The organism is Marinobacter maritimus, from assembly GCF_007671675.1.
Lineage (GTDB): Bacteria > Pseudomonadota > Gammaproteobacteria > Pseudomonadales > Oleiphilaceae > Marinobacter > Marinobacter maritimus.
This window is the reverse complement of sequence record NZ_VCGW01000005.1, coordinates 166,545-187,620: the sequence shown is the minus strand read 5'-3', so window position 1 is coordinate 187,620 and position 21,076 is coordinate 166,545. Positions and strand designations below refer to the sequence as shown.

Here is a 21,076-nt window from a genome sequence, read left to right as displayed (position 1 = left end):
TGCTTTAACCAACTGTAGTAAACCTTACCAGTCGGTGACAGATTTAACTTCAAGGAACTCTTCCAGGCCCCAGACACCACCTTCGCGGCTGCCATTGCCGGACTGCTTCATACCGCCGAATGGAAAGCCTGCCGATCCGGACTTGCCGTTAATTTCCACCATGCCCGATCTGACCTGCCTGGCGACCCTGCGGGCTTTGTCTTTGTCAGAAGTCTGGATGTAGTTAGTAAGCCCGTAGAGCGTATCGTTCGCCAGCTCTATCGCTTCTTCTTCTGTTTCAAAAGGCGTGATGGCCAGAACCGGACCGAAAATCTCTTCGCTCCAAATGGTCATGCCGGGTGTTACATCCGCGAACACGGTTGGTTTCACGAAATAGCCTTCCTCAAATCCTTCTGGCCGGCCTTCGCCACCAGCGGCCAGCGTCGCACCTTCTTCGATACCCTTTTTGATCAACGCCTGAACCTTCTGGAACTGCTGCTCCGAGACTAGGGGTCCGATATGTCGACCTTCGTTACCTGCGAGACCCACGTCGGTTTTACCTGCAATCATAGCTGCGGTTTCAACCGCCTGTTTGTAAACAGACTTTTCCACCAGCATTCGTGTAGGAGCGTTGCATGATTGGCCGGAGTTAGCGAAGCAGTGGCGTACACCACGGGTCACTGCTTTCTCATCAGCGTCCGCAAAGATGATATTGGCGCCTTTGCCGCCCAGCTCGAGACCGATTCGTTTCATCGTGTCTGCGGCAGCAATTGTTATCGCTTTGCCGGCGCGAGTGGAGCCGGTAAAGCTGACCAGATCAACATCCGGATGCTCGGAGAGTTGCGAGCCAACGCCTGCGCCATCGCCGTTAACAAGGTTGAAAACGCCATCCGGGAAGCCCGAGTTGTCAATCATCTCGGCAAGAAGCATTGCCGACAGGGGCGAGATTTCAGATGGCTTGATAACCACCGTGCAGCCTGCCGCTAGCGCCGGAGCTACCTTCAGCATTACCTGGTTCATCGGCCAGTTCCAGGGAGTTATCAACGCACAGACACCTACCGGCTCGTGCAGAATGATGTTGTCCGGTGCGTGGTCACCCAGGGGGTGCTCAAAGCTGAAAGACTTCAACGCGCGAATGGTGTTTTTCAGGTGTGCCGCGCCGGCGCCAACCTGTGCGCTTCTTGCAAGATCAATGGGGGCGCCCATTTCCTGGCTGATGGTTTGAGCCATCTCTTCAGCGCGGGCCTTATAGATTTCGAACAAGCGTTCAAGCAGCTCAATACGCTGTTCTTTGGTAGAGGTCGACCAGGCGGGGAAGGCCTTTCTTGCAGCACTGACAGCGTTGTCCGTATCGGCCTTTGAACCCAGTGTTATCGTGGAAAATCCTTTCTCATCAGAAGGGTTGATAACGTCCAGGTGCTGGGTTCCCTCAGGTGTGACCCATTTCCCATTAATGTAAAACTTGGTTGCATCCATCATGATTCAGCTCTTCGTTGGGAATTTTAGCCATGATAGCAGATTGGTGGGCTGTAGAGCCTGGGCAGGTGAGGGCGCTAAGCTATTTCATCTAAAACGGGAGGGCATGGGTTGAATTGAGCGAGTCTTGCACTGATCTATAGATCGTAACCATTAGAAATAACCAATCAGGAGATTCGCCATGCATGTGTTCATTGCGGGAGCTAACGGACAGATAGGGCAACACCTGTTGCGTGAAATGGCAAACAGCGATCATGAGGTGCGGGCCATGATTCGGCACCCCGACCAAGGGCCGGAATTGCAGCAGTTGGGCGCTACTGAAACCGTGTTGGGAGATCTGGAGAAAGATTGCAGCGAGGCTATGAAAGGCTGTGATGCAGTCATCTTCGCCGCTGGCTCCGGCCCGCATACGGGGCCGGAAAAAACCACTGATGTCGACCAGAATGGTGCTATCCGCCTGATTGATACGGCCAAGGCCATGGGTATAAAACGATTTGTCATCGTGAGCAGTATTGGTGCGGAGGAGCCGGATAACGGGCCTGAAAAACTTCGTCATTATCTGCAAGCCAAGCACAACGCCGATGAGCATTTGAAAAACAGCGGCCTGAATTACACCATTGTTCGCCCGGGTCAGCTTACCAATGACGAAGGTACGGGCAAGGTTTCGGTCAGTGTGAGGCCGGAGGAAATCGGTAAAATTCCACGGCAGGATGTTGCACGCGTTTTGCTGGCGACTCTCGATGCGGATACAACCGGTGACAGTGTCTTTTACGTGGTGTCTGGTGATACGCCTGTGGCTGAGGCAGTTGCAAAACTGTAAGGTCCGGAGGTTCTGGCGATCGAGAGTAACGCAGATTTCTAATGCGAAGAGATCTGTGAAAAGCGTTATCTGTATCCCGGTGAATCCGAATGCCTCTTCTACAGCCTAACAGGCAGAAGAGGCGGCGTATTCAAGGTATCTGCAGAGCAGAAGCTTTTTGGATTTATACTGGATTGCCCAAACACAAAAAAGGCAGGCGCTGTGCAAGCGCCTGCCTTTTTTAAAAAAATATGGTCGGGACGGTAGGATTTGAACCTACGACCCCTTGCACCCCATGCAAGTGCGCTACCAAGCTGCGCTACGCCCCGATTTGCTAATTTCAGTCATTTCAAAGCCGGTCTTTGATGCCAAGCGTTGATGACATGTGCCAAAGAGACTTAAAGAGGAATCTCAGTGGCTTAGCGGGAGCGAAGTCTACACTAGCCCAAAGCAAAAATAAACAGACTTTGCGGGTTTTGCCCCTGGATTTTTAGCGAAGCTTGGTTTCTCTGAGCCGCTGCACGAACTCTGGCGGATCAAAGCTGTCTGGTTCCGATACGGCCCAGTATTTATCGAAGACCGCCATCCCTGTTTTACCTTCCAGCAGTGCGCCGGGTGCCAGGAAGGGAAATAGATCGATGTAGGCATGCACTTTTGTTTTTGATACCCGACGAACGATGTGCTCAGGCCCTAGCTCGCCAGGATGGCGCAAGCCGGAGGCTTCCAACAGGTTTTGCAGGGCATCCAGAGTGTTTTTGTGGAAGTTGTATACCCTTTTGCTTTTGTCTTCTACATCCAGCTTTTTGCTTCTTCTGGGGTCCTGAGTTGCAACCCCGCTGGGGCAGCGACCCGTATGGCAATTCAGAGCCTGAATGCAGCCCAGTGAAAACATGTAGCCGCGGGCAGCGTTGCACCAATCAGCGCCCAAGGCCAGCGTACGCGCAATGTTGAATGCCGAAGTGATTTTCCCGGCGGCACCGATGGCGACATCTTCCCTGAGATTGGTGCCCACCAGAGTGTTGTGTACCAGAAGAAGCGCTTCGGTCATGGGCGTGCCGATGCGATTGATAAACTCCAGCGGCGCGGCGCCGGTGCCGCCTTCGCCGCCATCCACAACAATAAAGTCGGGTTTGCGCCCGGTCTCCAGCATCGCTTTAACAATGGCAAACCACTCCCAAGGGTGACCGATAGCCAATTTGAAGCCGACCGGTTTGCCTCCGGATAGCTCGCGAAGTTGGTCGACAAATTCCAGCATTTCAATGGGCGTTGAAAATGCCGAGTGCTGTGCGGGCGAAGTGCAGTCTTCGCCTACGGATACGCCTCGGGCTTCCGCAATTTCAGGTGTAACTTTGGCGCCGGGGAGAATGCCTCCGTGCCCGGGTTTTGCACCCTGAGATAGTTTGACCTCTATCATTTTTACCTGATCGAGCGTCGCGTTTCTTGCAAACTGTTCCGGGCTGAATGAGCCATCTTTATTCCGACAACCGAAGTAGCCGGAGCCTATTTCCCAGACCAGATCGCCCCCTGGTTGCTTGTGATAGCGAGAGATGGAACCTTCGCCCGTGTCGTGATAGAAGCTGCCCATTTTGGCCCCTGTGTTCAGGCTCAGAATCGCATTCGCAGAAAGTGAACCAAAGCTCATGGCAGAGATGTTGAAAACGCTTGCGTTGTAGGGCTTGGCGCAGCGCGAACCAATCTGAATGCGGAAGTTGCTATCCGCGATTTTAGATGGTTTGAGGGAATGATTTATCCACTCGAAGCCGTCTTCGTACATTTTCAGTTGCGAGCCAAATGGGCGTTTGTCCAGCACGTTTTTGGCACGCTGATAGATAATGTTGCGCTGATCCCTGGAAAAAGGCTGCTCGTCGTTATCAGACTGAATAAAGTACTGGCGAATCTCCGGCCCTATGGATTCAAAAAGATAACGGAAGTGCACCATGATCGGATAGTTGCGACTGATGGTGTGCGCTTTTTGTAACATGTCGTAGGTGCCAAGAACCGCCAGGGCGCCGAATATGCCCGGGAAAATATAACCCGCCTCAAAGTGCAAGCTGAGCGCCAGAGAGACAATAAAGCCCGTAATGCTTATTACGTAGGCTGAGTAGCGCATTGGGAACGTGGTTGTTTTCTCCATGAATATCTCGTTTGGCTCCGTGGGTGCTTTCTATGGTGGCTTTTGTCTTTTTTTCAGCGTCCAGTATATCGATACGGCGCTTGACTGATATCCGATTGGTGAAGCTTTTGGTCTCGACGCTCTGAATCTAGTCTATTCTGTCAACTGGTGTTCCCGATCATGACGTTTTGATGTTTTGAGCTCAAAACATTAATATGGCGCGCCTGTAACGTTTGAATCCAGATTGTGAAGAGTATTCGTTACTAAATTCAGAACCAGGAGGCGCCAAACGTGGGCGACGTAGTTAAAGACGAGTATCAAACGGATTACGTGGCCGGCCAGGATAATGTCAATCCATTCGGGCTGGATCTACACGCACCGGTATTTCCGATCACCGCAATACTGGTGGTTGTTTTTGTCATAGGGACACTTATGTTCCCGGAGGCGGCCAAGGAATTGCTGGATGGCGCCAAACTGGACATCATCGCAACCTTTGACTGGTTTTTTCTGCTAAGTGCCAACATCTTTGTCATCGTGTGTATTGCGTTGATTTTCATGCCTGTGGGGAAAATTCGCCTGGGTGGAATGGATGCCAAGCCTGAGTTCTCTACCCTGTCCTGGTTTGCCATGCTGTTTGCAGCTGGCATGGGTATCGGCCTGATGTTCTGGGCAGTTGCAGAGCCCGTGGCCTACTACACTGGCTGGTTCGGGACGCCTTTTGACGTGGCTGCCAACACGCCTGAAGCTCGTGATCTTGCCATGGGCGCCACCATGTATCATTGGGGCCTTCATCCTTGGGCGGTTTATTCTATTGTTGCGCTTTCATTAGCGTTCTTTTCGTTCAATAAGGGTATGCCACTGACCATCCGTTCTGCCTTTTTCCCTCTGCTGAAGGATAAGGTGTGGGGCTGGCCTGGTCATATTATTGATATCCTGGCAGTTGTTGCGACCATTTTCGGCCTGGCCACCTCTCTTGGTTTCGGTGCGCAGCAAGCGGCTTCCGGCTTGAACTACCTGTTTGGCATGGGTTCTGGCATCAACGTTCAAATGGCTATCATCGTTGGTGTGACCGCTGTTGCGCTTATGTCTGTGCTGCGTGGTCTTGACGGCGGGGTTAAAGTGCTAAGTAACATCAACATGGCCTTGGCGGGCATCTTGTTGTTCTTCATTATTTTTGCCGGCCCAACCATGAGCATTCTGGAAAACATCTGGGCGACCAGTGTCAGCTATGTGACCAACATTGTGCCATTGAGCAACCCGTTTGGGCGTGAAGACGAAACCTGGCTGCGTGGCTGGACGGTGTTCTACTGGGCCTGGTGGATTTCCTGGTCACCTTTCGTAGGGATGTTTATTGCGCGGGTTTCCAAAGGCCGGACTGTTCGTGAGTTTGTGACAGCTGTATTGATCATACCGACAGTGATTACCACGGTATGGATGAGTTCGTTTGGTGGCTCAGCGCTGGAGCAGATTGATAAAGGTATCGGTGTGCTTGCAGAAAAGGGCATCACTGACGTTTCTCTTGCCACGTTCCAGATGTTTGAACACCTGCCGTTTACAGGCATCTTGTCGTTTATCGGCATTGTATTGGTGCTGGTTTTCTTTATAACGTCTTCGGATTCTGGTTCGTTGGTTATCGACAGCATAACTGCCGGAGGCAAAACTGATGCGCCCACAGCACAGCGTGTGTTCTGGGTGGTGATGGAAGGGGCCATTGCAGCGGCTTTGATCTTTGGCGGCGGTGCAGATGCGCTGGGTGCCATCCAGGCAACCGCAGTCAGTGCTGGCTTACCTTTCACTGTAATCCTGCTGATCATGACCTGGGGCCTGCTGAAAGGTCTGACGCATGAGCGTAAGTTGCTGATTGCCAGAGGCGAGATGTCGTAATGGTGTAAGCAATAAAGCATAAAAAAACCGGAGCCTCGGCTTCGGTTTTTTTATGCTTGTCATTCGAGCAATCAGAAAAATCGACTGGACCGGAGTGCTTGCGGCTTAGAGGCTGGCGAAGGTTTTCATTGCGTAGTTTGCCCGCTCTCTGGGCGTAAAGTGTGGGCGTTTCAGACTTTCAATAGCTCTCAGCCTTGGCAGCAATCCGCGTCCGTTGGCCATTTGAATTGCCAGACCGGGGCGAGCGTTGAGCTCAAGCAACAAAGGGCCTTCATTGGCATCTACCACAAGATCAACACCCATGTAGCCCAGGCCTGTTGCTTCATAACAGCGTGAGGCCATTTCGAGCATCTCTTCCCAGTCCTCAATGTTGATGTTTTCCAATGCCAGACCGGTGTCGGGATGAAGCGTGATAGGGCGGTTGAATTGCACCGCATTCAGGCTTTTACCTGTGCCTATGTCGAGGCCCACGCCTACCGCGCCCTGGTGCAGGTTGGCTTTGCCATCAGATGCAGTGGTTGCAAGCCGCAACATGGCCATAACCGGGTAGCCCTGAAACACGACGATCCGTATATCCGGAACACCTTGGTGAGAGTATCTGGCAAGAGAAGGGGCCGACTCCACCAGATTTTCAACAATGGCGACATCTGGCGTGCCGGCCAGAGAATAGAGGCCCGCCAGAATGTTAGTCAGGTGTCGCTCCAGCACAGGCGCGCCAACTCTGGCCCCGGAGGCTTTTACAAAGTACTCCTCATCCCGGCCCGTGATCACTGTAATGCCTTTTCCGCCGGAGCCTTTCGCAGGCTTGATGGCGAAGCCCGCAAGCTCATCGGCCATTTCCCTGAAGTGGGAAATTTCGTGCTGTTGTTTCACGACCTGCAGGAGTTTGGGCGTTTTTACGCCATACTCTGCAACAACCAGTTTTGTTTTGAGTTTGTTGTCTACCAGCGGATAGGACGAGCGTTCGTTGTAACGCGCAATATAGTCCACGTTGCGCTGATTCATGTTCAGCATGCCCAGCCGTTTAAGTGCGCGCGGCGAGATCCAGTCCATATCAGTCGTACACCTTCATTGGCGTAAAGCGTCTAAGCTCGGTGAGCTTGTAGCCAGTGTACTGACCCATTAGGAGAATCAGCCCCAGAACTGCAAAGTGAAGCTCGGGGAAGTTGAACGTCAGATGGCCCGCCAAAGGAGCGCTCATCAGCAAATAGGCACAGATCGCAACGAACAGACTGCCGGACCCCTGAACCAGAACTTCCTGGCCGCCTTCTTCCTCCCAGAGAATGGACATACGCTCAATCGTCCAGGCAATAATGACCATCGGAAAGAAGGTTACCGTCATGCCTGTATTGAAGCCCATCTGATAGCCAAAAATACTTAAGCCGGCCGTAATGAAGATGACCAGAATAATCAGCGCAGATATCCGGGATACAAGCAAAAGGTTCAGGCTGGAGAGGTACCCTCGCATCGCCAGGCCAATGGAAACCACCGACAGGAAGGCGATGAGGCCAGGCACCAGCGTGGTTTGAACAAAGGCAACTGCAATCAGTACTGGCATGAAAGTGCCTGACGTACGAATACCGATCACGATACGCATGAATGCAACCACCAACGCTCCGAGTGGCAGCAGAAGCAGCATGCGGAACATGCTTTGCTCTTCAATCGGGAGTTCATAGAAACTCAAAAAGCCGAGACCATTGCCCTTGGACTGCATGCCTGCAAGCTGGAGGGCTGGCACGGTTTGCCGAAGCATAGAAAAGCTGATCTCGGAATTGTCGCCACCGACAACATCCAGCAACGATTCGGAACCTTGTCGCCAGAGCAGCAGGTCGTCCGGAACGCCCTGAGCCGCCGTTTTCGGGTTAAGCGTGAGCCAGCGTTCGCCGTTATAAATTTGCAGGAAGGGGATCAACTGCTGTCGCCGCCGTGCATCTTCAAGCTTGAGGCCATCGGCTGTTCTGGCAGGGATGCCGGAATGGTTGAGCATGTTAACCAGTAGCTGAAGGTAGTTTTCCTCGGAGACGAGAAGCGTTGTGTTTTGAATACGGGTATCTGGCTGCATCAGCCGAATCAGCTCCCGCGTCATGCTCTCTGGCGTGCTTGAGCGTGCTTCAGCCTGAGCCAGAATTTCCCGAACAGCCGTCGCTTGGGGCTCTTCCCAGAACAATTGTTTGGTTTTGGGCGGCTGAGCGGGTGGTGCAGGCTCCGCCCCCGGGTCGGGTATGAACTGGGCCTTGAAATACAGTGTTTGTGGACCCGTTACTTCACGCTTGGTCCATTCCGCACGACGGCTTCCGGGCTTGTCGATAATTGAGAAGCCATAGCCAGGAGACGCTGCCTGTTCTGTCAGAATCTGGAATCCGGGCGGTTGTGCCGGGACGTTCAGGCTGGCCACAACGGAGTCGTTCGCGCCGTCAAAATCAACACGGGCTTCCACCATCCAGACGGGGCGTTGCTCGCCGGTTAGCCAGGGAATTCCAAGCTCTATGTGTCGCCAGACAGCTAAAGAAATACCTGCGCTGATAAGCAGGAAAACGGCAATATAAAACGGTAAGCGGGAGGGGCTAGTCACTATTTTTTCCCGTTGTCATTATCGTTACGGATTGATTCTGGCAGTTCCGTTGCATACTCCTTGCCGACATCAATCAGCATAACATCCCGGAGCACGTTCCGGCCGATAAGAGCCTGATAAGTAAGATTGCTTCGGTCTGCGAGCGTGAATTCTGCAACCTGTTGGTGGTCGCCGATAGAGAACTGAAGCTCAACAACAACGCGCCGCTCCGCCTCATCGGCGCTGGCCTGGATGACTTTCACGCGGCGAGAGATCTCTTTTTCGAGGGTGACAAAGTCTTCTGTGCCTGGCACAGGAACATCAAAGCGAACCCAGTTGCTTCCGTCGCGCTCAAAGCGGGTGATGTTACGTGCGTCGATCGAGGACGTTTCAGCTCCGCTGTCAATCCGGGCTTTGTAGATCAGTTCCGGGCCGGCCAGATGGAAATTCTCAACCTCACCAACCACCACTTTTCCCTTGAGCCGGTCAGCGTGGCCTTTTACTTTATCGGAGGCGGGACAGGCCTTCTGAGCCGGAATCGGAGGACAGGAGGGCTTCGCAACCTGAGTCGCAATTGCCTCCAGCACTTTTTGCGTGGCAACCTCGTTGCTCTCTAAAACCTTCTCATGACGAACCGTTGCGTTCTGCTCCATGGTTACCAGAGTGGCACGCTGGCTTTGAACTGAGGCATTCATATCGCCCAGGTCAGATTTAGGAACCATGAAATACCTGTCTGCCGAACATCCCGTCAGCAGAACAGTGCCTGCAAGAACTGCAACGGAGAACGTCGATAGACCAGCTCGCAATCGTTTAGAAGACATGAAAAACCCCTGAGCCGGTTGCCGGTCACACGCGGAATACCACGAGTATGACGGTCTGAAAGTGTGGAACTGAGAATATCTGGAGCGGAAGTATACAACAACCGACCTGTGTATTTGCTTTACAGTTGGTTAAGGGGAGAAAAAATGACGAGTGCCGAGCACCTCGTCAGAACGCAGGTACTCTTGGATAACCGGGGAGCAATTCAGATAAAACAACAGCAGTTCGCGCTGAATGTCCTGATCCTGCACTCGCGCAGCATAAGTGATCAGGTCGCGTATGGCATCGTCACTGTTGGTTTCAGCATCGGCAGGGCTTTTGCCGTACCGACTGTTCAGCAGGGAGGTCAGCCGTTCCAGGTGAAACTCACCGGTGTGGGTGATGTGAGGAAGGATGCGAAACTCGCTTGAGCCATACATCCCGGGCATGCTTTCTTTGCACTCATTGCCGGAGCAGTCAGCCTGCAGGAAGTCCGCGCCCAGCTTTCGCCAGAGTTCTTTCAGCATGTTCGTCTATCCGTGTTGGCTCTGGTTCGGACTGTGAGTGTGCCCGAATGCCGTTAAAAAAGCGTAATGCCACTAACGGCAGGTTACGTTTATCTTTCTAATGGATATTACGTCCCGCGTCCAGAGACGGATTCAGGTGCATTACCAAATTGCCAAACAGTCGTGATGCAGGCCACGCGCCCACCACAGCCGAAGACCGACAAAGAAAAGCCCATTACGATCCAATAGAATGTAATACGTGCGTAAGCTAACGTTAATGCGGATAAATACGTAAAAGTCAGAGGAGTCTTGTCTGTGCCTGAGGCCGTCAGTGAATTTGTGGTATCCCAACCGGGGTTAGTGGCGGCAATTTTGACGTTGCTATTGGTACCCACAGTTATTGTTGCCGTATTTCTGGCGAGGGCCAAGGCGGAAAATCGGGCGGCGGGCCTGCAAGCTGACATAGCAGCTCACAGCCGCCGGATCGGAGAATTGTTGGAAGAGCGCCAAAATCAACGAGCGAAGATTGATGATCTGGCGAGTGAGCTGAGCGAAGCTCGTGCAGTTCTGCGAGAGCAGCAAGTGGTGCTGAAAGAAGAGCGGCGTTCGACTACCGAGAAACTTGCGCTGTTGGAAAACAATCGGGACGCCCTGAAGCAGGAGTTTGAAAATCTCGCCAACCGGATTTTTGAGCAGAAAAACGAGCGTTTTACCCAACAGACACGCACAAGCCTCGATACCCTGCTTAACCCATTTCGGGATCAGTTGCAGGATTTCCGCAAGCGGGTGGAAGATGTATACACCTCAGAAACCCGGGATCGGCAGGCCCTTCGCAGCGAGATAAAATCCCTTCAGGACCTTAATCGACAAATTACCGAAGAGGCCGCCAACCTCACCCGGGCCCTGAAAGGCGATAAAAAGATTCAGGGTAACTGGGGTGAGTTGATCCTTGAGCGGGTTCTGGAGAAATCCGGGCTGCGCAAGGGTGTTGAATATGAAACCCAGGGCAGCTACCGGGACGGCGAAAACCAGCTGCTGAGGCCAGACGTAGTGGTGCACCTTCCTGATAGCCGAAATCTGGTCATCGACTCCAAGGTGTCTCTTCTGGACTATCAGAAGTGGGTGGTCGAGGAAGACGACAGCGCCCGGGAAGAAGCACTGAAAAATCACGTGGACGCGGTGCGCAACCACATTCGCACTCTCAGTGAGAAAGACTATAGCCAGCTTGGGGGGCTGCACTCGCCTGACTTTGTTTTGCTGTTTATGCCCATAGAACCGGCATTTGTGGCGGCTTTTCAGCAGGACGAGAACCTTTTCTCGGAAGCGTTTGAGCGAAAGATTATTGTAGTAACACCCACAACACTGCTGGCGACACTCCGCACGATTGAAAACATCTGGCGGTATGAGCGCCAAAGCCAGAATGCGCGACTGATTGCTGAGCGCGCGGGCGCAGTTTATGACAAACTCAGGGTGTTTGTGGAAGCCATGGAGCGCCTTGGCGGGCAACTGCATACCGCACAGGTTACCTACGATTCGGCTATGAACACGTTAACCAGAGGGCGCGGCAACCTTATTTCCCAGGCAAACCGGTTTGTTGAGCTTGGAGTGCGAGTTAAAAGGGAACTGCCGAAAGCAATTACGGATCAGGCCGAGGTCGATTCCGAGCAGGAAACACGTCGCGAACAGCCGGGTTCAGAAAGACAAGCAATTGGTGCAGATAACGAACAGGAGTAACGACCATGGCAGTAGGTTTTGGGAATATCCGTTTTTCAGCCTTGATAACAAATGGTAAGCATCTGGCAAGAGTTATGGTTATCACTTCAGCGCTGTTTGCGGGGCAGGCCGCTGCGCTGGCACCAGAGCACGAAACCCGCAGGCTGATGCTGGCGATCGAAGAATCGGTAGCCGCCGAGAACTGGGGCGAAGCCAGTGAATACCTTAACCGCTTACAGCTTCTTGACGCGGAGAAGCCGGCTGATTACAACTACTACCGTGGCAGAGTAATGCTGCAGTCTTCGCATTTCAACGAAGCCCAGTCGGCGCTTGAAGCTTACGTGACCAAGGCGGGTACAGAGGGCAGTCATTATCAGGACGCTCTGAAGCTGATCACCGGAATTGAGCGCGCAAGAAAAGAGAAGTCTCAGGTGACGCAGGTTGGTGCTGAAGCCAGGATCGCCGTGATTGAGCCTGCGGGCGTCAAGCGAAGCGCGTCTTTGCGCCAGCTTTACCTTACAGACTCTGACCGCGAAGCGCTCATTTTACACCTTAACAGTCTGCTGGGTGTTGCCGGGTGGCGACAGGACCAGGCGATTGTGCGTATCGACCGCCCCGCGGATATTGAATATCGGTTGAGCAGCGGAGGTGACGCCATCTCTATTCAGGAAATCCGGCGTAACAGCTCCGGAGGCGTTGCACGGACAACCAGCCAGATTCCGGTTTTTGGTGTAAAACCTCAAGTAGAATGGGGATGTGAACCTGCGGTGGCTACCTGCTGGGTATACGATCCGAGAGACGGCTCGCGCTTGCTCCAGCTTTCTCCAAACCGCAGCCAGGTTGAGGAAATAGCGCAGACTCTGGGCAAACTGATCCGCAATTTGCAGGCCCCTTCGGGCTCCTAGTGCTCAATCCTGATGTTACCCCGCTCGCCTTCGCGATGGGCGCCCGGGGTAACCCCTGTCCACTTTTTGAACGCACGGTGAAAGGTTGAGGGCTCTGTGAACCCGACTTTTTCCGCGATGTCATTAATTGAGAGTTCCTGCCGGCTCAAGTAGTAAATTGCCATGTCCCTGCGCAGCAAATCCTTGATCTCCTGAAACGACGTGTTTTCCTGCTTAAGCCTTCGGCGCAGTGTTTGGGGGCTGGTGTGCAGTTCGGTCGCAATCCATTCAAAGTCGGGCAGGGGTTTTGAAAAGTCCCGGCCGATGAGCGCTCTGATCTTGCCTGTAAAGGTATTACTCTCGTCTGGTCGGGATAAGAGATCCGCTGGTGAGGTTTTCAGAAACTGACGGATCTCTGGTTTGTCACGAATGACCGGGGCAGCCAGGAAGCGTTTATCAAACGTCAGGGCGGTGCAGTCAGACTCAAATTCCAGAGGGCAGTGAAAAATATGGCGGTATTCATCGCCATGAGTCGGCCTTGGGTAGTTGAACTCTGCTTTCTCAAGCTCCACCGGTTGCCCGATCAGCCAGCTACCTAACCGGTGCCAGATAACCAGTATGCTCTCCCGCAGAAAGTAATGAGGGTCGTGGATCTCACCTTCCATATGGGCAACCAGCCGAACCTTCTGCGTATCGGTTTCCAGTTTCATGGCAACCATAGGGTCAAACAGCCGGGAAAACTGGTATGCCCTGTCGTAAACAGCCTCCAGCGTAGGGCAGTCAATAACCAGCGCACACATAGTGGCGAACGTGCCAACCCTGGCCCGCCGTGGTCCCATGCCCATGAATTCATCATCCATGCGACTCCAGGCAATCTGTAACAACAAACTGAACTGATCGCTGCTAACTCTCGCCATCTCGATGCGCAGAAGTTCGGGGGGGATACCTGCTTCCCGGAGCATTTCCCCGGTATCAAACCCCAAGTGCTCAGCGCCGGCCAGGGCGGCCTGCACAAAGTGCCGTGAAACTGTCAGATCAGACATCTAACTCGCCAATTCATGAAAACGAGACCTATCATAAAACCCCCCGGTCACAATGCAACCGAAGCGACTGTAAGAATCGGCTAATGGGAATGGTGAAACAGGCAGTTGGCCTTCACGGCAAAAGCGTGCAGCATGGAGTTACTCTCAAAAAACAAACAGAACAACACATTACAAAGAAGGAGAACACCATGGCAGGTCCGTTGGCCTCGATGAAAATTCTGGATTTCAGCACCCTGCTGCCCGGGCCATACGCCACCATGCTACTGGCAGATATGGGCGCGGAAGTTTTACGAGTCGAAGCTCCAGATCGGGTAGACCTTACACGTGTAATGCCGCCCCACGATGCGGGAGTGAGCACAGCTCATGGGTTTCTGAACCGGGGCAAGCAGTCTCTTGCGCTTAACCTGAAAAAAGAAGGCAGCAAGGAAATGATTCTGGAACTGGTCAAGGAATACGACATTGTGGTCGAGCAGTTCCGCCCCGGTGTGATGGATCGCCTTGGTATAGGTTATGAAACCCTGAAAGCGGTTAACCCCAAGCTTATCTACTGCGCCATTACCGGATACGGCCAAACGGGTCCTTACAAATACCGGGCAGGGCATGACATCAACTACCTCGCTCTTGCCGGCGTAAGTAGCCATTGTGGCCGTACCGAGAGTGGTCCGCCCCCCATGGGCATTCAGATTGCCGATGTTGCAGGTGGCTCCCACCATGCGGTAATGGGCATACTCGCGGCGGTGATACATCGCCAGCAAACGGGAGAAGGGCAGTTTGTCGATATCAGCATGACCGACGCCGCCTTTGCACTCAACGGCATGGCCGGCGCTGCTTGCCTGGCCGGCGGTCAGGAGCAGAAACCGGAAACCAGCTTGCTGAACGGTGGATCCTTCTACGATTACTACAAAACTCAGGATAACCGCTGGCTCTCTGTAGGAAGCCTGGAGCCGCAGTTCTCCGCAAGGCTATGTGATGTGCTTGAACTGGCCGAAATGAAAAGCATGGCACTGAGCCAGAAACCGGAACACCAGAAAGCATTCAAGGCCGCGCTCAGTGAAAAGATACAGCAAAAAACGTTGGCGCAATGGCAGGTGATTTTTGCAGATACAGACGCCTGTGTCGAGCCGGTATTGACCATTTCTGAAGCGGCTGATCATCCGCAGCTAAAAGCACGGGACATGGTAATTGGTGTTGATCGGGGTGATGGCACGCTGCAGAGGCAGATAGGGTTTCCAATCAAGTTTGAGAAGACGGATTGTAAAGCCTCCCATCCAGGAAAATGATAATTACTTTTGGTGGGCGCTGATTACTCAGCTTGGTCCTCCTTAAATAAGAAAAACCGCGTGACCTTTCGGTCACGCGGTTTTTTCTCGTATTGTTTACGGGTTCTTAGGGAGGGGTGGGTAATGAGCCCATCATTGTGAGTGTTGCTCCAATCATTCCACCGAACGTGGCTGCTGCATCCGGTTGTGTCACAACTACATCACCGCCAGCTGAGAACGTGCGGTCTTTCAAGAAGCTGAACGACAAGTTTTGGTAGTCCGGTGCTTTTGTAACATCAGCTGTTGGCAGCACTGGTGTGCCATGGACCCCTTCTTCATAGTCTGCAAAGAAAGCGCTGCTATCGATTCCAAGGAACTTGGCAAGCGGCAGAGAGCCAGCCAAAGGCGCTTGGGAAGACCGGATTGGGAAGAACTGTGGAATATTCAGCTCAGCCGGGAGAACCCAAGGCGCGCTTCCAAAATCTTTGTAAGCGGCGTTTATGGTAGTTCTGTCTCCGGTTACCTGGGATACCATGACTGGTGCGCCCGAGGTCACCAAGTTGTCTGCAAAGTTGATAGGATCTGTTGAGTCGAGCGCCGCTTGGAACACGTTGAAGAACGTTTCAAGGTTTGCATCCCCTTGCATTAGACCCGCGCCCAAAGGAGTTGGCTGAGATAGACCACCAAGGATCCTGGGCGCAAATGATGGAGAGTTCTCAAGCATTCTCACGATGCCCGATGCAGGTGTCAGCAAGTGAGTCCCGGCAACCTCCAGATCTTCAGCACCGCTATCTGTGACAGAGGATACGAAGCTGGTTCCATTAACCGTACCAAGAGAGTGGCCAATCAAGAAAACGTTGCTCTGATCGACACCATCCCAGCTTGCGATGGTTTTTCTAAGGTTCATGAGGTCAACCGCGCCTTGGCGAAGGTTATCCCTGGAGTTCAGGAAGCCTTTGAGGTTGATGAACAGGTCTCCCGAGCCGCCCACTGCGTTCGCAGGGTCGAAATTCATAGCAACAACATCGTTCGTCGCATTGGTTGCGAGATTGAAGTGACGCTCTGAAACTCCGTCAATTGATGCCAAGCCCGGAATCGTGCTGCCCGCGTTGGCGACGGTTTTCTGAATTACGGCTACAGAGCCAATCGCCTTCTGAATATTAGCATCACTTGCAAGTGCGTTAACCGTGGGATCTGCGCTCGTAGCACTGAACAGAACCACAGCAACTAACTCAGTTGCCTGCTGTGTCGTTATAGTGGTTCCTGCAAGGGCTTGGGCTAGGTTAACTGTAAATCCAATGATAAATGACCCGTCAACAACTCCGGCGACATTTGCATCAGTTGGTGTTAGTAATGCCCCAAGAGGGGGAGTTTGAGAGGCTGCTGTAAGAAGCTGCTCTGCGAGCCCGCTTTGTTCTGCAGAGCTAGAGGGAGCTAGACCGTGTAGAGGTTGATCAATAGCAACTACAATTAGATTACCATCAGAATTATTGATCAGCGCACTACCAAAGCCCAGAGCGGCACTTCGGTCTGTCGTAATACCATGCTGGAAGATCGCAACCTTGTAATCGTTCGCGCCATCTGCGAGATCCGCTTCCGTAACACCTTTTGGTGTCATAACCAGAAGTGGAACCGTCTGGTCAGTTGTCTTCTCCGGGAAGGGGAAAATGCTGTTTACAACGGTGGATACATCCGAATCTGATTGCGCGACTTTGAAGCCAAGTTTGTCTGCAAGAATACTCGCGAGAGCAGTATCTGCGGTCCAGAAGCTGCCCCTCACTTTGGCAGTATCTCCGCCAACAGGAGTTCCGAGATAGTAAGGCAAAGTAATCGAGGCTTGATGTACGTCGACTTGAACTTGAGGAGCAGGCTTTAACACTGATGATAAAACAGCCGACACTTGCTGAGCGCTAGTAGGCTGAGAAATGCTGAAGTCTACAGTTTGTACGCTAGGTGCCGGGAACTCTGCCCCATATACGTTACTGGCGGTGCCATATAGCACGTTTCCTGTACACGCGAGTTTTAAATCTGTGGTAGGGGCTGCATCGCATTGACCCACGCCGGCGGGGACCAGCTGTGGGAATTGAGCGCTGGGCACGAATCCAGTGAGGGCACCTTGGACGGCAAGGTCTACATCTGCATAACCAAAATCTGCGACGCTACCGGAAGCTAGCAGAAAGCTACTTGGTGGGTTGTCATAGAAAGGCGAAAAGTCAGCAGCATTTACGACACCGTTTTTGTCAATGTCCCAAGTCGTACCGGGTAAATTTGGAGCACCGGGTACATTGTTTTGATTGAGGAAGTACAGCTGTGCACCACGAATTTTCTTCGCGGTTGTTGAAGTAATTAGCGCTCTGACTTGATCTTGAAACCATTTGGCAGGATTAGCCATGTAAGTCAGTACTTTTTCATCATTCGATGTTGTAAAACTATAGGCAAGAGCAATATCTGCGCGATTGGGCGCTACAGTTTTTTCAGCGATAGGTTCCCACAGCTTGTTAATGAGGTTAACAACCGGCTCAAGACCCGGGCCAACGGTTGTGTTGTCACTGTTGATTTCCGGGTAATTGGGATCAGGAAACTCGTTGTCTTTCAGCACGGTATAACGTGGTGAGCTAACGATTGGATTGCCATCTGCCGCATTCAGGCCTTTTTTGACCACAACAATATAGCGGGTGTTTGGCTTAAGGGGCTCTTTTGGTGAAATCCGAATGAAGTCGGTAATCGTGCCGTCTTCTGTTGTGAGTTCTTTTATTTCTATATCAACGCTTAGAATTCCTCCAGGGAGTCCCGGAACTGACATACGAGAAACGGTCGCTGGTTCTGATGCCGAGAGTCCGCGCAAGGGCTCTCCGCTGGCATACTTTGTTTCGATTAAAAATACGTTGCCAGCCAGCACGGCGGGGTCAGTAGCCTCAAGTTTACCACTCAACTGGATATCTATCGGAGCAACTGTTGAAGATCCGCTCAAACCATTAAGGGCAGCAATAACGGGATTTTCATCTGGATTGCTGACGGAGTAGGAGCCGTCCGCTGGTAGCCCTTTATCTGCTGCCGCTGAGGCATAGATCAGGTCATTGGGAATTGGCAGTTGAGAGACTGCGGGAACGGGGTCAAACAGTGGGTAAACTTTGCCCGCGAACTTTGCCTCGAATTCAGCCGAAAACTTATCCTGACTAATCTGATAATCCGGATTAGCATTCGCCCCCTCGTCGCCGCCGCTGAGGCAGCCAGTTAGCCCAAGGGAAGACGCCACGGCAAGACTTATTAGAGTTTTCTTGAACATGGGTGGAACCTTTTCCTGTTGTTGTATCGTTATGTTCGGCAACTAACGGGGCCGGTCTGATGCGGTAAACCCTATGTCAGTGGCCTGTTCTGCTTAAACAGTTGTCTGAAATTGTAGCCAGCGCATGAATCCAATTTCTATACCTATGACTATAGCGCCACTATAGCCAGTGTAGATCAGCCAAAAGTGTGATTCTTGCTGTTTGAGTCCTCCTCGCACAACTCCCAAAGCTCTCCATAGAAGGAAGCTTGGCCCCCATGAAAAAATAGTTGGCTGGGCGCCGTTTGTCGAGCCGCTGGGAATTATTTGAACCCTGAGAAGTCTGGCTTGCGCTTTTGCATAAATGCGCGGAAGGCTTCAGCTGCTTCCGGCGATTTCAGGCGTTCTCCGAACAGTTCGCCTTCCGCCAACATGGTGGCTTTGAGTTCTGCCTGAGTGGGGCCGCTGAGGAGCTTTTTGGTAGCCCGTATGGCGGCAGGTGGCTGGCTGGCGAGTTGCTGACAAGCTTTTAGAGCCGCTGCTTCGGTGTTGGCGGGATCACATACCCGGTTTATCAACCCAAGGCGATAAGCATCGTCTGCGCTAAAGGCTCCGCCCAGCATGAGGAGTTCGGCCGCGCGCACCCGGCCGATCCATGAGGGCAGTAGCAGGCTGGAGCCACCTTCAGGGCACAGCCCCAGGTTGGCAAACGGCATCTGGAAGCGTGTGTTGGTGCCGGCGAACACCATATCGCAATGCAGGAGCATGGTGGTGCCGATGCCAACTGCCGCTCCGTTAACTGCTACTACAACCGGTTTGGTTGCGTTGGCCAGAAGAAGGAGAAAGCGGCCTACGGGTGTTTCTTCGAAGTTACCGGGTAACCCGCTGGCAAATTCGCTCAGGTCGTTGCCTGCGGTAAAACACTCTTCACTGCCGGTAAACAGTACGCAGCGAATATCAGAATCGGAGTCGGCCTTTTCAATCGAGTCTCCCAGCGCCGTGTACATGGCATGGGTAAGGGCGTTCTTGCGCTCCGGGCGGTTGATGCGAACGGTCAGAATTTGGTTGTTGAGCTCGGTAAGAACGAAGTCTGTCACGGTGTCTCCTAAGGTGCTTCCTGAGGTCTTTTTATCATTTGATTAGGATGATACCTTTTTTGAGGCGTTTGTTAAGAAATGCCTTGCCTTCTGTCGAGTCCTCGCTCTTGCGAATTTCTGGTAAACTGTGCCTCCTGTTTTTCGACGATCCAATCATAACGAGACCAACCTGATGAGGCGCCTATGACCACCGTAATCCGCCAGGATGACCTGATTGAAAGCGTAGCGGACGCGCTGCAATTTATTTCCTATTATCACCCGAAAGATTTTATTCGGGCTGTTCACGAGGCCTATCAGCGTGAAGAGTCGCAGGCGGCCAAGGATGCCATGGCGCAGATTCTGATCAATTCACGTATGTGCGCCGAGGGTCACCGGCCACTGTGCCAGGATACCGGCATTGTTACGGTATTCGTGAATGTCGGCATGAACGTTCAATGGGATTGTGAGATGTCACTGGACGACGTGATCAACGAAGGTGTGCGCCGGGCCTACATGCAACCGGATAACGTGCTGCGGGCATCGATTCTGGCCGACCCGGATGGTAAGCGTCAGAACACCGGAGACAACACGCCCGCCATCATCCACTACAAGATTGTTCCGGGCGATACGGTTGAAGTACATGTGGCGGCCAAAGGTGGCGGTTCTGAAGCCAAATCCAAATTTGCCATGCTGAATCCATCTGATTCTGTGGTGGACTGGGTACTGAAAATGGTTCCGCAGATGGGTGCTGGCTGGTGTCCGCCCGGCATGTTGGGGATTGGTATCGGCGGAACGGCCGAGAAAGCCATGGAAATGGCCAAGGAATCTCTGCTGGATCCGATTGATATCCACGACCTTCAGGCGCGCGGTGCGTCCAATCGCGCCGAGGAACTGCGTCTTGAGCTGTTCGATAAGGTGAATGATCTGGGTATTGGCGCTCAGGGCCTGGGTGGCCTGACAACTGTGCTGGACGTGAAGGTAAAAGATTACCCAACCCACGCGGCGAACAAACCGGTGGCGATTATTCCTAACTGTGCCGCTACTCGCCATGCACACTTTACGCTGGACGGCACCGGCCCCTCTCTGCAAACACCGCCAAGCCTGGAAGACTGGCCCGAAATTACCTGGGAAGTGGGTGAAGGTGTGCGCCGTGTAAACCTGAATACGGTTACACCGGAAGAGGTAAAGGAATGGCAGCCGGGAGAAACCGTTCTGCTATCTGGCAAAATGCTGACAGGCCGCGACGCAGCCCACAAGAAGATGGTGGATATGATCAATGCTGGCGAAGAGCTGCCTGTGGATCTGAAAGGCCGCTTCATTTACTACGTAGGCCCGGTCGATCCTGTGCGCGAAGAAGTGGTTGGCCCCGCAGGCCCCACCACCGCGACCCGCATGGACAAGTTTACCCACACCATGCTGGAGAAGACCGGCCTTACTGGCATGATAGGTAAGGCTGAGCGTGGTCAGGTGGCTATTGACGCCATTAAAGAGTTTGGTGCTGTGTACCTGATGGCGGTGGGCGGTTCTGCTTATCTTGTATCCAAAGCCATCAAGCACGCAGAAGTGGTTGCCTTTCCGGAACTGGGTATGGAAGCTATTTACGAGTTTGATGTGGAAGACATGCCGGTAACCGTGGCAGTGGATTCCAAAGGTACATCGGTTCACCAGACCGGCCCTGTTGAGTGGCAAGAGAAGATCATTGCTGCCAAGGCCGTCTAGAGCTGCCAAAG

General features: G+C 52.9%; 15 protein-coding genes and 1 tRNA gene. 6 read left to right on the top strand and 10 right to left on the bottom strand.

Going from position 1 to position 21,076, the window contains the following annotated elements:
• Positions 1-24: 24 nt before the first annotated feature.
• On the bottom strand, positions 25-1,458 hold the full coding sequence (locus FFI90_RS17375; protein ID WP_144779855.1) for an aldehyde dehydrogenase family protein: 1,434 nt from the start codon (positions 1,456-1,458) through the stop codon (positions 25-27).
• A gap of 178 nt (positions 1,459-1,636) precedes the next feature.
• Between FFI90_RS17375 and FFI90_RS17370 the strand changes: the two genes are divergently transcribed.
• Positions 1,637-2,275: an SDR family oxidoreductase gene (locus FFI90_RS17370; protein WP_144779853.1), complete on the top strand. Its 639-nt coding sequence runs from the start codon at positions 1,637-1,639 to the stop codon at positions 2,273-2,275.
• A gap of 231 nt (positions 2,276-2,506) precedes the next feature.
• Here FFI90_RS17370 and FFI90_RS17365 read toward each other — a convergent pair.
• Together FFI90_RS17365 and FFI90_RS17360 are read right to left on the bottom strand one after the other, a co-directional pair.
• Positions 2,507-2,583: transfer RNA gene (locus FFI90_RS17365), tRNA-Pro, on the bottom strand.
• Between the two features lie 161 nt (positions 2,584-2,744).
• Positions 2,745-4,388, bottom strand: coding sequence for an FMN-binding glutamate synthase family protein (locus tag FFI90_RS17360; RefSeq protein ID WP_144779851.1), 1,644 nt, complete (start codon positions 4,386-4,388; stop codon positions 2,745-2,747).
• A gap of 270 nt (positions 4,389-4,658) precedes the next feature.
• On the opposite strand from FFI90_RS17360, the gene FFI90_RS17355 reads away from it, so the two are divergent.
• Positions 4,659-6,251: a BCCT family transporter gene (locus tag FFI90_RS17355; protein WP_144779849.1), complete on the top strand. Its 1,593-nt coding sequence runs from the start codon at positions 4,659-4,661 to the stop codon at positions 6,249-6,251.
• A 105-nt stretch (positions 6,252-6,356) separates the two neighbouring features.
• On the opposite strand, the gene FFI90_RS17350 is transcribed toward FFI90_RS17355, so the two are convergent.
• From FFI90_RS17350 to FFI90_RS17335, 4 genes are all read right to left on the bottom strand, one after another.
• Complete coding sequence (locus FFI90_RS17350) at positions 6,357-7,304, bottom strand: alpha-L-glutamate ligase-like protein (RefSeq protein ID WP_144779847.1); 948 nt, start codon at positions 7,302-7,304, stop codon at positions 6,357-6,359.
• 1 nt (position 7,305) lies between these two features.
• The gene (locus FFI90_RS17345; protein WP_144779845.1) at positions 7,306-8,823 is read right to left on the bottom strand and encodes an inactive transglutaminase family protein; all 1,518 of its coding nucleotides are present in this window, start codon (positions 8,821-8,823) and stop codon (positions 7,306-7,308) included.
• The gene (locus tag FFI90_RS17340; RefSeq protein WP_246123652.1) at positions 8,823-9,623 is read right to left on the bottom strand and encodes an ATP-dependent zinc protease family protein; all 801 of its coding nucleotides are present in this window, start codon (positions 9,621-9,623) and stop codon (positions 8,823-8,825) included. Before FFI90_RS17340 ends, FFI90_RS17345 begins: the two co-directional genes overlap by 1 nt.
• Positions 9,624-9,752: 129 nt before the next feature.
• Positions 9,753-10,127 (bottom strand): hypothetical protein, encoded by a 375-nt coding sequence (locus tag FFI90_RS17335; RefSeq protein WP_144779843.1) that lies wholly within the window; start codon positions 10,125-10,127, stop codon positions 9,753-9,755.
• 294 nt (positions 10,128-10,421) lie between these two features.
• Here FFI90_RS17335 and FFI90_RS17330 point away from each other — a divergent pair, with 294 nt between their 5' ends.
• Together FFI90_RS17330 and FFI90_RS17325 are read left to right on the top strand one after the other, a co-directional pair.
• Entirely contained in the window at positions 10,422-11,840 is a 1,419-nt protein-coding gene (locus FFI90_RS17330) for a DNA recombination protein RmuC (RefSeq protein WP_246123650.1), read from the top strand.
• A 5-nt stretch (positions 11,841-11,845) separates the two neighbouring features.
• Positions 11,846-12,724 (top strand): hypothetical protein, encoded by an 879-nt coding sequence (locus tag FFI90_RS17325; RefSeq protein ID WP_342779390.1) that lies wholly within the window; start codon positions 11,846-11,848, stop codon positions 12,722-12,724.
• Here FFI90_RS17325 and FFI90_RS17320 read toward each other — a convergent pair.
• Positions 12,721-13,746: an AraC family transcriptional regulator gene (locus FFI90_RS17320; protein ID WP_144779841.1), complete on the bottom strand. Its 1,026-nt coding sequence runs from the start codon at positions 13,744-13,746 to the stop codon at positions 12,721-12,723. The two genes, FFI90_RS17325 and FFI90_RS17320, sit on opposite strands and share 4 nt — an antisense overlap.
• Before the next feature lie 188 nt (positions 13,747-13,934).
• Here FFI90_RS17320 and FFI90_RS17315 point away from each other — a divergent pair, with 188 nt between their 5' ends.
• Positions 13,935-15,026 (top strand): CaiB/BaiF CoA transferase family protein, encoded by a 1,092-nt coding sequence (locus FFI90_RS17315; protein WP_144779839.1) that lies wholly within the window; start codon positions 13,935-13,937, stop codon positions 15,024-15,026.
• A 106-nt stretch (positions 15,027-15,132) separates the two neighbouring features.
• Here FFI90_RS17315 and FFI90_RS17310 read toward each other — a convergent pair whose 3' ends face one another.
• Both FFI90_RS17310 and FFI90_RS17305 read right to left on the bottom strand, forming a co-directional pair.
• Entirely contained in the window at positions 15,133-18,291 is a 3,159-nt protein-coding gene (locus FFI90_RS17310) for a hypothetical protein (protein ID WP_144779837.1), read from the bottom strand.
• Positions 18,292-18,593: 302 nt separating this feature from the next.
• Entirely contained in the window at positions 18,594-19,367 is a 774-nt protein-coding gene (locus FFI90_RS17305) for an enoyl-CoA hydratase (RefSeq protein WP_144779835.1), read from the bottom strand.
• 183 nt (positions 19,368-19,550) lie between these two features.
• Here FFI90_RS17305 and FFI90_RS17300 point away from each other — a divergent pair, with 183 nt between their 5' ends.
• Complete coding sequence (locus FFI90_RS17300; protein WP_144779833.1) at positions 19,551-21,065, top strand: fumarate hydratase; 1,515 nt, start codon at positions 19,551-19,553, stop codon at positions 21,063-21,065.
• Positions 21,066-21,076: the final 11 nt, after the last annotated feature.

Bases quoted from the DNA above. Each gene is read 5' to 3' on its own strand.
- FFI90_RS17340 (WP_246123652.1), bottom strand. From the start codon at position 9,623: ATGTCTTCTAAACGATTGCGAGCTGGTCTATCGACGTTCTCCGTTGCA.
- FFI90_RS17350 (WP_144779847.1), bottom strand. From the start codon at position 7,304: ATGGACTGGATCTCGCCGCGCGCACTTAAACGGCTGGGCATGCTGAAC.
- FFI90_RS17300 (WP_144779833.1), top strand. From the start codon at position 19,551: ATGACCACCGTAATCCGCCAGGATGACCTGATTGAAAGCGTAGCGGAC.
- FFI90_RS17325 (WP_342779390.1), top strand. From the start codon at position 11,846: ATGGCAGTAGGTTTTGGGAATATCCGTTTTTCAGCCTTGATAACAAAT.
- FFI90_RS17375 (WP_144779855.1), bottom strand. From the start codon at position 1,458: ATGATGGATGCAACCAAGTTTTACATTAATGGGAAATGGGTCACACCT.
- FFI90_RS17360 (WP_144779851.1), bottom strand. From the start codon at position 4,388: ATGGAGAAAACAACCACGTTCCCAATGCGCTACTCAGCCTACGTAATA.
- FFI90_RS17315 (WP_144779839.1), top strand. From the start codon at position 13,935: ATGGCAGGTCCGTTGGCCTCGATGAAAATTCTGGATTTCAGCACCCTG.
- FFI90_RS17320 (WP_144779841.1), bottom strand. From the start codon at position 13,746: ATGTCTGATCTGACAGTTTCACGGCACTTTGTGCAGGCCGCCCTGGCC.
- FFI90_RS17335 (WP_144779843.1), bottom strand. From the start codon at position 10,127: ATGCTGAAAGAACTCTGGCGAAAGCTGGGCGCGGACTTCCTGCAGGCT.
- FFI90_RS17310 (WP_144779837.1), bottom strand. From the start codon at position 18,291: ATGTTCAAGAAAACTCTAATAAGTCTTGCCGTGGCGTCTTCCCTTGGG.
- FFI90_RS17370 (WP_144779853.1), top strand. From the start codon at position 1,637: ATGCATGTGTTCATTGCGGGAGCTAACGGACAGATAGGGCAACACCTG.